The sequence below is a fragment of the Hymenobacter sedentarius genome (assembly GCF_001507645.1).
GTDB lineage: Bacteria > Bacteroidota > Bacteroidia > Cytophagales > Hymenobacteraceae > Hymenobacter > Hymenobacter sedentarius.
On record NZ_CP013909.1, the window covers coordinates 2,904,314 to 2,918,062 of the forward strand.

Consider the following 13,749-nt stretch of genomic DNA (forward strand, 5'->3'; position numbering starts at 1 on the left):
GGCGCAGTTGGAAATATAAAGAACGGCAAGTTGAGCTGGCGTCTGTCATGCTGAGCGCGCGAAGCGTCTTATCCGGTCAGCACGACTCATTCAGCGGGACAAAATGCTTCGTAATACGATGCTACATACTTCAGCATGACAGCCGAATTTTGGATGGCAATTGAGCTAATAATGAGGCAGAAACGCTTCAAATCTGCTCAGCACGACGTACTTCCTAATTAGTATGACGCTCTATCTGCTCAATCTAATTAACAGCAACCCTTGCTGTGGCGTTTACCTTTGGCTCAACCTTCGTAAGTTAGCCCGACAATTAACCGACCGGCTTTATTTCCCACTCATACCCCAACCCCATCCCGTGGACGACCGTCACGAACAGGAAGAAATTTACTCCCAACGCATAAAAGCCGGCAAGCGCACGTATTTCTTCGACGTGAAAGCCACCCGTGGCCAGGATTACTACCTGACCATTACCGAAAGCAAGCGCCGCATGAACGGCGACGATTCGGTGTCGTACGAAAAACATAAAATCTTCCTCTACAAGGAAGACTTCCTCAAGTTTGTGGATGCCCTGCAGGACGCGGTGGACTACGTGCGCGAAGAGCTGCTAACCGCCGAGGAAGTAGCGGAACTCGACCGTCCCCGCGAGTTTGACGACCGCGACAAGCCGCGCCAGGACTTCGACCGGCCCGCTTTCGACCCGAACAAGAGCGACGACAACTACTAAATACCTGCTAATAAGGGGTGATGAATGGCTAACCCGTAGCGGTTAGCTTTTGGGGCTATTCCAGCGGCGTGAACAGACTTCGGTTGGTTCGCGCCGTTTTGCGTGGCGGCAGGCCGTACCTTTGCGGCCGAATTGTGTCAACTCATAATTCATAACTCACAACTCATAATTCCAAGTAATGGGCCTCCGCTGCGGTATCGTCGGCTTGCCGAACGTCGGTAAATCCACTCTTTTCAACGCGCTTTCGAACGCCAAGGCCGAATCGGCCAACTACCCTTTTTGCACCATTGAGCCCAACGTGGGCGTCATCACCGTGCCCGACGAGCGGCTCCAGATTCTGGAAGCCCTCGTGAACCCCAAGCGCGTGCTGCCCACCATCATCGAGTTTGTTGACATTGCCGGCCTCGTGAAGGGCGCTAGCAAGGGCGAAGGCCTGGGCAATAAATTCCTGGCCAACATCCGCGAGGTAGACGCCATCATTCACGTGGTGCGCTGCTTCGACGACCCCAATATTGTGCACGTGGCCGGCGGCGTTGACCCCGTGTTCGACAAGGACGTCATCGACACCGAGCTTCAGATTAAAGACCTGGAGAGCGTGGACAAGAAGCTCGTGAAATCGGAGCGCAGCGCCAAGGGCGGCGACGCCGTGGCCAAGAAAGAAGTAGCTGTATTGCAGCGTTTCAAGGATGCCTTGGAAGCCGGCCAGAACGCCCGCGCCATTCAGGCCACGCCCGACGAGCTGGAAGCCGTGGCCGACCTGCAGCTGCTCACCATCAAGCCCGTGATTTACGTGGCCAACGTGGACGAAGCCAGCATTGCCACCAACGGCAACAACCACGTAGCCGCCTTGCGCGAGCACGTGAAAGCTGAAGGTGCCCAGGTGGTGCTGGTGTCGGCGGCCATCGAAGCGCAGATTGCCGAGATGGAAGACCCCGAGGAAAAGGCCATGTTCCTGGGCGAATACGGGCTCACGGAGTCGGGCCTGAACAAGCTCATCCGCGCCAGCTACGAGCTGCTCAACCTGATTACCTACTTCACGGCCGGTGTGCAGGAAGTGCGCGCCTGGACCATTCACCGCGGCGACAAAGCCCCGGCCGCCGCTGGGGTTATCCACTCGGATTTCGAGAAGGGCTTCATTCGGGCCGAGGTTATCAAGCTCCCGGACTACCAGGAGTACAAGACCGAAGTCAAAATCAAAGAAGCCGGCAAAATGGCCGTGGAAGGCAAGGACTACGTGGTGCAGGATGGCGACATCATGCACTTCCGCTTCAACGTCTAACATCACGGATTTTTCGGATTGAAACGGATTGCACGGATTTTGTAGTCGATTGAATGCCATCCTTAGAAATAAAAAAAGGCCACCGAAAGGTGGCCTTTTTTTATGATTGGTTTTTCTGGAATTAAGTAGTCGTGAGCGCCAGCTACAAAATCCGTGCAATCCGTTTCAATCCGAAAAATCCGTCATTTATTTGCCCACTACTTTAAACAACGTGCCTTTGGCTAGCTGCGTGTTGGTTTGCATGCCGTTGAGAATGGCCATTTCCTCGTAGCGCTTCGAGGGGATACCATTGGCGGCGAGGGCCGAGGCGAGGGTGGTCGCCGAAGTAGCCGTTTTGATGCGGATGTGCTCGGGCTGGCGGTTTAGCTTGCTGGCGTCGCTGAGGCGGGCGTAGCCTTGGGCGGCACGTTGGAACTGCGGCGCATAGGTGCTGAAATCAGCCGGCGCGGCCAGGCCCACAAACGCGTACACGCTTTGACCGTCCTGAATGAGCTGGGCCAGTACGTGGGCGCCAGCGGCCTGTTGGCCGGACTGGTCCTGTTGCACCTGGTCGCCTTCGAACACGAGGGCCGGGAAGCCGTTAATGGTCGTTTTCTGGGCATTGGCCGATTGCACGCCAATGGCTTTGGCCAAACCCTGGGCCGCGTCGTCAAGTGAGCCGTTGCCGGCGCCTAGAAACACAAGCAGCGCCTTGCCGTTGGGCTCACCCATCTGAAACTTGTCGGGCGAGTTCTGCGACTTCCAGCCCGAAGGAATGGGGAAGCGGAATTTCAGGTCGGGGTGGTAAAACACGCCGCTTTCTACAAAGCCCTGGCGCGGGTCTTCGCCGTAGTTCAGGCCTTCGATGGACCGCAGGTACTGGTCGCGGTTGACGGCGAAGGTGGAGCGGCCCGCCGACTGCTTGGCCTGCGCCGCCAGGCTTTTAACCCGGGTGTAGCGGTCGGCCGAGTTGGGGTGGGACGAAAGGAAGGTGGGAATGCCCCCGGCGCCGCTCTGGGCCTCGGTGCGCTGCAGGGTCTGGAAGAAGTCGGCCATGTGGCTGGCGTCGTAGCCAATCTTGGTGGAGTACTTCACGCCCAGGGCATCGGCCTCGTTCTCGTCGTTGCGGCTGTACTTGAGCATGCCCAGGCCCACGACTTGCTGCGCTACGCCGCCCACCGACTGCATAACGCGCGGCGCCAGCACCGAGCCCAGTATCATGCCGATGCCGGCAATGGTGCCCCGGGTCTGCTGCTTTTTGCCGTGCTGGGCGGTGATGTGGCCCAGCTCGTGCCCGAGTACGCCAGCAAACTGCGCTTCGTCATTGAAATACGCCATGATGCCGCGCGTGAAGTACACGTGCCCATCGGGCGTGGCAAAAGCGTTGATAACCGGCGAATCGACCACGGTAAAGCCGTAGTCGCCGGGGCGGTCCGACACGGCAGTCATCTGCTTGCCCTTGGCATCGATGAGCCTTTGCAGGGTGGCGTTGTTATAGAGGCCAAACTGGGCTATTACGGCCGGGTCGGGCTTGGCGCCTTGCAGCGGGCTGGCCGTGGGAACCTTGGCAATGGGGCTGGTCTTGGCCGGGCCGCGGTCAGCCCAATTGGTGACGCTGGACGTGCTGGCCAAGGGGACCAGCAGAAGCAAAGCGGCCCCGGTGCGAAGGGGGCGAAGGAAAGAGAAGTTCATGGGAATAAGTAAAGCGGCCTGTGCCGGTGAAGTGCCATTGATGAGCTTGCAAACGCATGACCGAAAGCAGGGTTGCGCGGTCTGCCAGCCCCAGCTTTATCGAAAGCTGTGCCAGTTATTTTCCGACCACCTTAATCAGGGAGCCGGCATTCACCTGCTCGTTGAGCTGCATTCCGTTTAGAATGGCCATTTCCTCGAGGCGCTTTTCGGGCACGCCGTTGCTGGTGAGGGCCTGCGAAAGGTTGCTGCGCAAGGCCAGCTTTTTGACGCGAATGCGCTCGGGCTGGCGGTTAAGCTTGTCGGGGTCGGTGAGGCGCCGGAAGGCTTCGGCCACGCTGCTGAACTGCGGGGCGTAGCTGGGGAAGTCGGCCGGGGCAGACACGCCCAGCAGCGCGTACATGTTCTTGCCGTCCTGAATGACGTGGCCCAGCACCCGCACGCCGGGGGCTTGCTGGGCTGCCTGCTGGCCGCCTTGCTGGTCTTGCGGCGGCACCTGGTCGGCCACAAACACGAGGGCCGGAAAGCCGTTGATGGTGGTCTGGCGCGACTCGGTGGGCTGCAGGCCGAGCTGCTTGGCCAGGGCCTGGGCGGCTTCTTCCGGCGTGGCGCCGGGCGCCGTCATCAGCATAAGTAGGGCTTTGCCGGCGGGGTCGGCCATCTGGAACTGCTGGGGGGTATTTTGGTGCTTCCAGCCGGTGGGCACCGGCATCTGGAATTTGAGCTCGGGGTGGTAAAACGTGCTGTTTTCCACGAAGCCCTGCTTGGGGTCCTCGCCGTACACCATGCCGTCGATGAGGCGCAGGTACTGGTCGCGGTTGATGGCCAGCTTGGGGTTGCCGTTCTGCTGCTTCCACTCGTCGGCCAGCTGGTGCACAATGGTGTAGCGGTCGGCGGGGTTGGGGTGGGTTGAGAGAAAGTCGGGCACGGCGCTGCCGCCTTTGGCTTCCTGCTCGCGGGCCAGGGTCTGGAAAAAATCGGCCATCTGGCTGGCGTCGTACCCGATTTTAGAAGAATACTGCACCCCCAGCCCATCGGCCTGGCTTTCGTCGTCGCGGCTGAATTTCAGAAACAGCAGCTGCATGCCCTGCATGGCCTGGTCGCCGAACTGCGCCAGGCGGGGCGAGGCTATCATGGCCCCCATCAGGCCCACTTGCCCGATAATGGAGTTGGTTTGCTGCTTGGCCGAGTGGCGGGCCGTGATGTGTCCAATCTCGTGGCCCAACACGCCGGCAAACTGCGCTTCGTTGTTGAAGTGCGCCATGATGCCGCGGGTGAAATACACGTACCCGCCGGGGATGGCGAAGGCGTTTATCACCGGCGAGTCGACGACCCGGAACTGGTACTCGAGGGTGGGGCGGTGCGAAACGGCCCCCATCTTTTTGCCTTTCTCATTGATGAAGGCCTGAATTTTTTTGTCCGGGTACAAGCCCATTTGGGCCGTCACGGCCGGGTCCGACTGCTGGCCCATGGCCAGCTCCTGGCCTTCGGAAACCAGCATTACTTCCTTTTTGCCCGTGACGGGGTTGGTGGCGCAGCCCGTGAATAAGAGCACCGCAGCCGTGCCAACGGCTTGAATCAGACGTGTTTTCATAAAGACGGAGAGGGGATGTACGGTTCTCCATTGGGGCCCTAGGGGCGAGCTTCCAATGGTAGGGGTACAAACGCAGCCCAGCCCAACGGGTTGTTCAGCAGGTTCATTGCCGGGTGTTCATGTCCACCGTCTGGTAGCCAATGAGCAAATCGGTGCGGGTGCCCGGCGGGCGGTAGTACACCAGCAGGTCGTACTGGTTTTCGGTCTCCTGGTGCGAGCCTTCAAAGTACACTTCGTTGGGGGCCGTGCCGCGGGGGCCGGCCACGGCAAAATCGTAGTTGTAGTACCCTTGCTTGAGCAGGGCATGGCCGGTGTAAAGCTTCTTGGCTTCGTCGTAGGCCAGCTTGAATTCGTCTTTGAGCTGCCAGTCGGTGAGGGCGCCCAGCACATACACGGGGCCCGGGGCGGGCTGGTCGGCCTTGAGCTGAAAGGTCACGTCGGCGTAGTCGGCATTGGTGGCGCCGTTGCCGTACTCGCGGCTTTCAAACACGCGCTGGCCGTTAGCGTCCTGATACTGGCTGTAGGCCTGCTGGCTGCGCGAGGCTTCGGGCTGCAGGGTCACGGCCACGGGCGTGGCGCGCGGGTCTATGTGCAGCACCCCGATGCCGGCGGCCTGCACCGAGCGGGTGTCGAAGTACCGGTACTCGCTTAGGCCGGGGAAGGCGTTTTCGAAGCCGAAGTACTGGTACTCGAGACGGCGCTCGGCGTCGCGCACGAAGGTGGGGCGCAGGTTGTACTTGGCGTTGTCCCAGCGGAAGTTCTGGCGCAGCACCACCTTCACTTCCACGGCCGGGTTCACCAGGTCCACGGAGGCGTAGCTGATGCCGAAATCGAGCTGCTGCAGGGTGTAGCGCTCCTGCCCGCCTATCACGATGCCGGGGCGCAGGCCCACCTGCACCTGGTTTTCATACACCAGCAGCCGGCGCGACACCACGGGCACGCCGCCCGCGCTTTGCACCACCAGCAGGTAGTTGCCGCTCAGTTTCACGCCCGGCGCCCGCATCCGATAGTGAAAGTACGGCACTTTGGCGTTGATGCCCACCCGGTAATCAGTAATTAGAAACTCGTTTATCTCATTCAGAAACTGCATGTCCGTCAGCACCGAGGGCTGCCAGTTGGCGTCGCAGTGAATCATCTTGGCGGTGTAGCGCTGGCTCTGCCCGCCCAGCACGTCAAACTCCAGGGTGATGGCCTGGCTGCGGCCCAACGGCACCACCGGCGGCTGAAACACCTCGTTGGGCTGGCCGGTGGCCACGTAGCACTGCACGCTGCGCACCTCGGGGGCGTAAGTGTAGTCCTGGTAGCGAAGGGTTTTGTCGGCGTAATACTCGGGGGGCTTCTGGGTGCCGGCCGTGCCGCGGGCCGCGTTGGGGTCGGTGATGGGGGTGCCGAGGGGAACGCAGGCCGTGGCCAGCAGAAGGGCGGGGTAAGTAAAAAGGCGCATGGCCCGAAAGGTACGATTTATGGGTTTTGCCTGATTGCTGGCAAGGCATTGCAACGGTAGGCGGGCAGTTCGACGCCTATCTAATCAGGCTTCAAACACCTCAAGTGGTTCTTTTCACGCCAACTGCCTCAGGGTCGCAGCGCTCCCACATGCTGGTACGTGTTGAGGAGCACGCCCGTGGGCGTTGCCTGTGAGCTGACGAACGCGAGTTCGCGCGGCGCGGCATGGTCCGAAAACAAGCGTTTGCCCCGGCCCAGCAAGACCGGGTAGACCAGCACCACCACCTCGTCGACCAACCCCTGGTCGAGCAACACGGTCGTCAGCGTGGAGCTGCCGCAGACGATGAGGTCCGGGCCGTCTGTGGCCCGGACGCGGCGAATCCCCGCCAGGATGTCGGCGCCTAAGTCCTGGACCGGGCCCCAGCCGAGGCTTTCCGGCCGGTGGGTCGCCACGTATTTGGTGGCCGCGTTCAGCCCGCTGGCCATCGGACTTTCCCCGGCCTGGGGCCAGAAGCCGGCCCAGGCATCGTAAGTGCGGCGGCCCAGCAGCAAATCGAAGGGGCTGCCAAAGGCCTCGACAACGGCCGCCAACCCGGCCGGCGTGCGATAGGGCACCGTCCAATTGCCATGCGCAAAGCCGTCGCTGTCGTCGTGCTGAATCACGCCGTCCAGGGACATGTGCTCCATGATTCTAATTTTTCTCATGTCGTTTGCTATCAGTTTAATGTCTGCACAAGATTAACACGGAGACAGCAAAAGCAGGAGGGAAATTCTGACCATGTAGGAGGACCGTGAGCGACGGCTGGCAGTTATTTTTCTGTCCGTGCCACGCACTTCCCAAACCGCATTGTCTTTTAATTAAAAACAGCAGCTTAGTCGCTCGACTTAATTTTGCGCCTACGGCAACGCCAGCAACGAACTTTGTGATTTTGTGCGTAGTCAACACCCTGATTTGCGTGATTTTGGGAGGCTTACTGCCCTTTGCCACGGTCTCAGATTAAGTATTGAGCTGAATTTAATTAAATCCGTGTAAAATGTCAGTTCAATTATTAAATAAAAGTCACTAATTACCGCATGACAAGTCCAGTAGACAAGCAAGTTTTTGAGGGCGAAATAGCTACCTACTGGTTTGATGAAGGCATCCTGGTTTCAGTTTCTAAAAGCCCTGAGCGAACGGTTGAAAACATTACCAAAAACGTTGCCCTCGTAAAGGAAATCACAAATAATAAGCGCGCCCCGCTGTTGATTTATTTGTCTAATTCCCCAATTCCGAGAAAAGAGACCCGGAAATTTGCATCAGCACAATTGCCGCTTATTTATTCGGCAATGGCCATGGTTTCCAAGCCTGGCCTGGCAAAGTTTATTATGAATATTCTGTTTGCGCTTAAGGCGCCGCCTATTCCCATGAAAAGCTTTGCCGACGAAAAGCTAGCCAAAGCATGGCTGCAGCAATACCGGTAATTACCCCAGCTGATTTTAGCGCTTGCCGGGCCGCAGAAGCGAGAAATAGAGCGTGTCCAGGTATTTGCCATCCCAGAATTCGTTCTCTTTGAAGTGGCCCTCCTGCACGAAGCCGCTACGCTTGAGCACTTGGGTGGAAGCCAAATTCTGCGGGTCCACAGCAGCTTCTATCGAATGCAGATTGAGTACGTCGAAGCCGTAATCCAAAATCGCTGCCACCGCTTCCGACATCATCCCTTTGCCCTGAAAGCCAGGATGGAGCATGTAGCCGATGGTGCCCCGGTGGTTCTCCAGCTGAAAGCTCACGTAGCCAATGGTGCCGATTATTTGGGAAGCATCGGCGCGCAAGGCAATGCCCCAGGTAAGACGCTCATTTTTGCTAGCGCATTCGTTCACAACGTTAATGTATTCAACGGCATCGGCCACGGATTGAGCCAGGGGCCGCGGTATGAACTTCATCACCCGCGGGTCGGCGCGCAACTCGAAGAGCGCCAGAGCATCGGCGGGCGTGAGTTGCCGCAGGGTGAGGCGTTCCGTGGTGAGCGTGGGGAAAGGCGTGAAGTTGACCGTCAGCATAAAATGAAATTGGGCAAGGCCTTCGCGAGGCCTTGCCCAAAAATATAACCGAGCGGCATGTAAACCATGCCGCGCAGGTGCTTGACGGTTTGAGTAGGCGCTAGGCCTTCTCCAAGGCTTCCACGCGCTCGGCCAGGGCCTCCCACTTGGTGTTCAGTTGGCTCAACTCTTTCTTCACTGTTTCAAACTTCACCGTGGCGTCCTTGAGCTGCGCGGCGTTGGAATAAATGGCCGGGTCGGCCAGTTGGGCTTCGTACACGGCTAGCTCCTTTTCCAGGGCGGCGATGCGCGTTTCCACTTCCTGCAGCTCCTTGCCGGCTTTCTTGAGCTCCTGCTGGTTGGCGTGGCGCTCCGTGTCGGAAAGCTGCTTTTTGGTGACTTCGGCTACCTTGGGCATGGGCTTGGGGGCCGAGGGGCTGGGCAGGCCGGCTTTCTTGGCGGCTTTCTCGCGGTCTTCCTGCCACTGCTCGTACTCGGCGTAGGTGCCGGGGTATTCCTTGAGCTGGTAGTCTTCGATGTACCAGATTTTGGTGGCCACGTTCTCCACAAAGAACCGGTCGTGGCTGATGACGATGAACGTGCCCTGGTACTGCTCCAGGGCCTGAATCAGGATGTTTACCGAGACCATGTCCAGGTGGTTGGTCGGTTCGTCGAGCAGCAGGAAGTTGGCTTCCGAAATCAGGGTTTTGGCCAGGGCCACGCGGCTTTTCTCGCCGCCGCTCAGCACCTTGATTTTCTTAAATACCTCCTCGCCCGTGAACAGGAACGAGCCCAGCACCGAACGCAGCTCCATTTCGCTGCGCTTGGAGCCGGCTTCCAGCATCTCCTGGATGATTTCGTTCTCCATCGTCAGCGACTCGAGCTGGTGCTGGGCGTAGAACGACATGATGACGTTGTGGCCCAGCTGGTGCTTGCCGTCGGTGGGGGCTTCGGTGCCGGCCACCAGGCGCATGAGCGTCGATTTGCCCTTGCCGTTGGCGCCGATTAGGGCGATTTTGTCGCCCCGCTCGATGTGCACGTGGGTGTCGCGGAAAATCAGCTTTTGGTCGTACTTCTTCATCACGTGCTCCATGCGCAGGATGTGCCGGCCGGGCTCCACCTTGAACTGGAACTTCATGTTAATCTTGGCCGCGTCGCTGGCCACGTCCTCAATGCGCTCCAGCTTATCCAGCGCCTTCACGCGGCTCTGGGCCTGCTTGGCCTTGCTGGCCTTGGCCTTGAAGCGCTCAATAAACCGCTCGGCGGCCCGAATCTGGGACTGCTGGTTTTCGAAAGCGCCTTTCTGAATCAGGTTGCGCTCCTCTTTTTCTTCCAGGTAGTAGGAGTAGTTGCCGGCGTAGGGCACCAGCTTGCCGCCGGTCACTTCCACCGTTGTGTTGGTGGTGCGGTCCAGGAATTCGCGGTCGTGGCTGACGATGATAACCGCGCCTTCGTAGTCGGCCAGGTAGTTTTCTATCCACTTGATAGACGGCAGGTCCAAGTGGTTGGTGGGTTCGTCGAGGAGCAGGAGGGAGGGCTGCTGGAGCAGGATTTTGGCCAGCATCACGCGCATGCGCCAGCCGCCCGAGAACGTTTTGAGCGGCCGGGCCAACTCCTCGGTGGTGAAGCCCAGGCCTTCCAGAATTTCTTCGGCGCGCGACTGCATGGTGTAGCCGCCCAGCGCCTCAAACCGCTCCTGCATGGTGGCCAGCTTGTCGACCAAATCATCGGAGTAGTCGGTTTCAAACTGCACCAGGATGTCGTCAATCTTTTTCTGGAGTTCCAGCGCTTCCTCAAAGGCTTGCATGGCCACGTGCAGGATGCTCTCGTGCGTGTCGTAGCTGAGCAGGTCCTGGTTCAGGAAGCCGAGGGTCACCTCCTTGCTCATCGAAATGGAGCCGCCGTCGGCCTTGTATTCGCCCACCAACAGGCGCAGTAACGTGGATTTGCCGGTGCCGTTGAGGCCAATTAGCCCAATTTTGTCTTTGGGTTTGATGTGCAGACTAGCGTTGTCGTACAGCGCGCGGGAGCCAAAGTGGAAGTCGAGGTCGGAGATTGAAATCATCTGGTCGGGGGTATTCGGGCGCAAAGGTACGGCGCTGCGTTGGGGCGGGCACCTAAAAGCGCCGGCTCGCTACGGGCTAACAGCAGAACCGTCCCGTAAATTCTCCGACTGGGCTATTTGGGCAGCGGCCCCTCGTCCTTGGTTTCGCTCAGCTTTTGGGCCAGCTTCTGGGGCACGCCCACGTTGTTGAACAAGCCGCTCACCATGCCTTGGCGCCAGAGCGTAAACATCGAAAAGCGCGGCTCGCGGGTCGAGGTCATCTCGCCGCTCACCACTTTGCCGCCCTTGCGCGGGTTCTCGTCGCGAATGACAATCACATTGACGGCCTTGGACTTAATGCGGCTGAATAGGGATTTCTTCACTTCCTCTTCCTTGTAGCTGAGCAGGGTCATCTGCAGGCCCGTGTATTCGGTCACCATCGTGCCGGTGACCTGTTTGCGGTCGGCGTGCAGGTCAAAGCGCAGCCGCTGCACGTTGCCGCTCTTGAACTTGACCAAGCGGGTGGGCACGGTCATGGCGTTGAGCATGGAAAACGGGCCGGGGCCGAAGGCACCCCACACGTGGTGGCGGCCCAGCGGGTCGAGCAAGTACATCGACACCTGGGCCTCGAGCCGGCACTGGTTTTGGAGGTAGGTAGAGGCTTGGCCGGTGAGGGGCGTGGCGGGTGTCTGGCGCTTGGGGTCGTTGCTCAGGTTGTAGAAGCTGCCATTAAACCGGTTGATGCTCAGCGTGCCCGGGATAGGTGTGAGTGGGCTGCGGTAGATAGAATACAAGTTGCCGTCCTTGATGTCGAGCCGCCGCACATCCACAATCACCTTCAGCAGCCGCATGCTCTCCGCCGTGACCTTGGATAGGTTCGGGTTGATGGGCCCGCGCCCATCGGAGGCAATTTTAATCAATGGGCTCTGCACCGTGACCAGCGCAATCCGGAAATCGCGGCGGCGCACCAGGGCGGCAAAATCCAGGCCGCTGGCCGTCAGGGCCGCCAGATTTACCTTGATGGAAGGGGCCTGATAGCCTTTGTGCAGGTTCATCCCCACGGCCGAGTACTTCGGCGTGAGGGCCATGTCCTCAAACCGCATGGTTTTGGCGTCGGTGTCCAGGCGCATGTGCTGGCTGGTGGCGCGGTAGTAGGGCGGGTCGAAAGGCGCCCCGATAAGGCCGGAGTTGGCCTGCCATGCCCGGGCGTAGGCAATGCGGCGCGGCTCCAGCGCAGCCAGCGAATCGATGCGAATGGCCCGGCCGGTGACGTTCAGGTTGTGGATTTCGGGCGAGTGTCGCATGCCGCCCACCTGCATGTCGGCGTGCTGCACGCGCAGCAGCGCTAAATCGGACCGGCGCAGAAACGTTGACAGTAGTTTCCAAACCGGGGGCGGCGGTTGGGTGGGAGGAGTGAAGTTGAGCTGGGGCCCATTCAAAACCACTGACTTGGCCTGGAAATGGTGCTGATGCTGCAAGGCAGCGGCATCGAGTCCGGCGATGGCCAGGCTGGGTAAAGTGAGGTCGACGCGCACGCCCCCGGGCTTGCCCTGGCCCGGCGCGGGCGGCCGAATGCGCACCGCCCGCATGCCAAACGTACCCGCCGCGGTGGAAAGGTGCATACTGCCCAGCGTGAGGGCGTGCGCGGCCATCGTTGCCTGGCTTCGGCCAAGGGCCACGTCCCAGTCCTTGGCAAAAAAGAAGCGGCGGGAATCCGGCTTGGCGGCCGCATCGAAGTGGATGGCCGTAGCGCCCACCTCAATCCCGCGAATAACCGGCGCCTGGGCAATGCCGGCCACGCGCAAAAAGCCTTGGCGCACGGCCAAGTGAGCTAAATCCAGGCGCTGCAAGTACTCTGAGCCGGGCTTTGCGCCTTTTGGCGGGGTTTGGGCTGGGGGTGTGAATGTGAGCCGGGGGCGCTGGAGCAATAGCGAATCGGCCGCGAACCGGTGCTGCCGCAGGGCCGCAGCATTGAGGCCGGTGAGGCGCAGGCGCTGGAGCACCAGGTCCACGCGGGGATTATTGGGCTGGCTAGGGCCGTTGGGCTGAATGCGAACGGAATCGAGCTGCAGCTGCTGGACATCGGTAGAAAGCTGCAGGCCACCCAAGTCGAGGCGGTGGCCAGCCAGCTGGGCTTTGGCTTGGAGCAGCTGCAGGCCCCAGGCGGCAGCGAAGCCCAGGCGCTGGGTGTCGGCAGCGCCGGCGGGGCTGATGAGCAAATCGCGGGCTGTCAGGTCGGCGCGCTTAAATTGAGCTGTTTCTGCAGAGCCGGGGAGGTAGCTTCCTTGGGTGTGCAGCAGGCCCAGGTAGCCAATTTGTAACCCCTTTATCTTGAGTGGAAGTCGCTGATACAAGGGTTTGCCGGAGTTTTTAGTGGGCTTGGTGGCCAGGGCCAGCACCTCTACCCGGGCTGATTCCAAGACTACGCTGTCGATGGGCACCACGCTTTTGCGTAGCAGGGCCAGCAGGCCCACGCCGGTAATGTTGAGCTGGTCTACATCGAGGCGGAGGCGGGGCAGGGTATCGGCCACCGCCGCGGCCGGCCGCAGGCGCAGGCCGCGCAGCCGGATAGCGCGCCCAAAAAAGCTGGTGTGGAACTCGCCTACCTGCAGCCGGTACTGGCCGTGGGTTTGCTTCGATACCTGCTTTTCCAGGGTGCGGCGCAGCCAGGGGTCCAGTAGTTGCTGGGCTACCAGCACCACTACCACCAGCAGGGCTACGGCGCCCAGCAGCCAGCGGGCCCAGCGGCGGGGCCGCGGGGCGGGTGTTTCCCCCTTAGCTGAGGGGGCAGCGGCGGAATCGGCAGCGGTTTGGGGTTCTAACACGAGTACAAAGGCAAGGCTAGCATAACGGTAAAGCGCCCCTCAAGGATTGAACTCGGAACCATTTAGCCGACGGAGACGGGTGATTTCCCGACCAGTAAGTTAAAATCGAGGGCTTTGAAGAGCCAAACAGATTGCCTATTTTCAACTAGCTATATT

General features: G+C 59.9%; 10 protein-coding genes. 3 read left to right on the forward strand and 7 right to left on the reverse strand.

Annotation, left to right across the window (positions count from 1 at the left end; translation table 11 throughout):
* The first annotated feature begins 355 nt into the window (after nucleotides 1–355).
* Together AUC43_RS11955 and ychF are read left to right on the forward strand one after the other, a co-directional pair.
* The gene (locus tag AUC43_RS11955; protein ID WP_068193661.1) at nucleotides 356–724 is read left to right on the forward strand and encodes a DUF3276 family protein; all 369 of its coding nucleotides are present in this window, start codon (nucleotides 356–358) and stop codon (nucleotides 722–724) included.
* Between the two features lie 178 nt (nucleotides 725–902).
* Nucleotides 903–2,003 carry a redox-regulated ATPase YchF gene (gene ychF, locus AUC43_RS11960; RefSeq protein ID WP_068193664.1) on the forward strand — a complete coding sequence of 367 codons (1,101 nt, stop codon included), beginning with the start codon at nucleotides 903–905 and terminating at the stop codon, nucleotides 2,001–2,003.
* A gap of 186 nt (nucleotides 2,004–2,189) precedes the next feature.
* Here the strand turns inward: ychF and AUC43_RS11965 are convergent, their stop codons facing one another.
* The 4 genes from AUC43_RS11965 to AUC43_RS11980 all read right to left on the reverse strand — a co-directional run bounded on the left by AUC43_RS11965 (nucleotide 2,190) and on the right by AUC43_RS11980 (nucleotide 7,395).
* On the reverse strand, nucleotides 2,190–3,674 hold the full coding sequence (locus AUC43_RS11965; RefSeq protein ID WP_068193667.1) for a M48 family metalloprotease: 1,485 nt from the start codon (nucleotides 3,672–3,674) through the stop codon (nucleotides 2,190–2,192).
* Nucleotides 3,675–3,789: 115 nt separating this feature from the next.
* Entirely contained in the window at nucleotides 3,790–5,265 is a 1,476-nt protein-coding gene (locus AUC43_RS11970; protein ID WP_068193672.1) for a M48 family metalloprotease, read from the reverse strand.
* Nucleotides 5,266–5,368: 103 nt separating this feature from the next.
* Nucleotides 5,369–6,709 carry a type IX secretion system plug protein gene (locus AUC43_RS11975; RefSeq protein ID WP_068193674.1) on the reverse strand — a complete coding sequence of 447 codons (1,341 nt, stop codon included), beginning with the start codon at nucleotides 6,707–6,709 and terminating at the stop codon, nucleotides 5,369–5,371.
* Between the two features lie 128 nt (nucleotides 6,710–6,837).
* Nucleotides 6,838–7,395: a dihydrofolate reductase family protein gene (locus AUC43_RS11980; RefSeq protein WP_199243439.1), complete on the reverse strand. Its 558-nt coding sequence runs from the start codon at nucleotides 7,393–7,395 to the stop codon at nucleotides 6,838–6,840.
* A 387-nt stretch (nucleotides 7,396–7,782) separates the two neighbouring features.
* Between AUC43_RS11980 and AUC43_RS11985 the strand changes: the two genes are divergently transcribed.
* The gene (locus AUC43_RS11985) at nucleotides 7,783–8,169 is read left to right on the forward strand and encodes a DUF7793 family protein (protein WP_068193680.1); all 387 of its coding nucleotides are present in this window, start codon (nucleotides 7,783–7,785) and stop codon (nucleotides 8,167–8,169) included.
* Nucleotides 8,170–8,184: 15 nt separating this feature from the next.
* On the opposite strand, the gene AUC43_RS11990 is transcribed toward AUC43_RS11985, so the two are convergent.
* The 3 genes from AUC43_RS11990 to AUC43_RS12000 all read right to left on the reverse strand — a co-directional run bounded on the left by AUC43_RS11990 (nucleotide 8,185) and on the right by AUC43_RS12000 (nucleotide 13,593).
* Nucleotides 8,185–8,745 carry a GNAT family N-acetyltransferase gene (locus AUC43_RS11990; protein WP_068193682.1) on the reverse strand — a complete coding sequence of 187 codons (561 nt, stop codon included), beginning with the start codon at nucleotides 8,743–8,745 and terminating at the stop codon, nucleotides 8,185–8,187.
* A 100-nt stretch (nucleotides 8,746–8,845) separates the two neighbouring features.
* Nucleotides 8,846–10,789, reverse strand: coding sequence for an ABC-F family ATP-binding cassette domain-containing protein (locus AUC43_RS11995; RefSeq protein ID WP_068193684.1), 1,944 nt, complete (start codon nucleotides 10,787–10,789; stop codon nucleotides 8,846–8,848).
* Nucleotides 10,790–10,902: 113 nt separating this feature from the next.
* Nucleotides 10,903–13,593, reverse strand: coding sequence for a hypothetical protein (locus AUC43_RS12000; protein ID WP_068193687.1), 2,691 nt, complete (start codon nucleotides 13,591–13,593; stop codon nucleotides 10,903–10,905).
* Nucleotides 13,594–13,749: the final 156 nt, after the last annotated feature.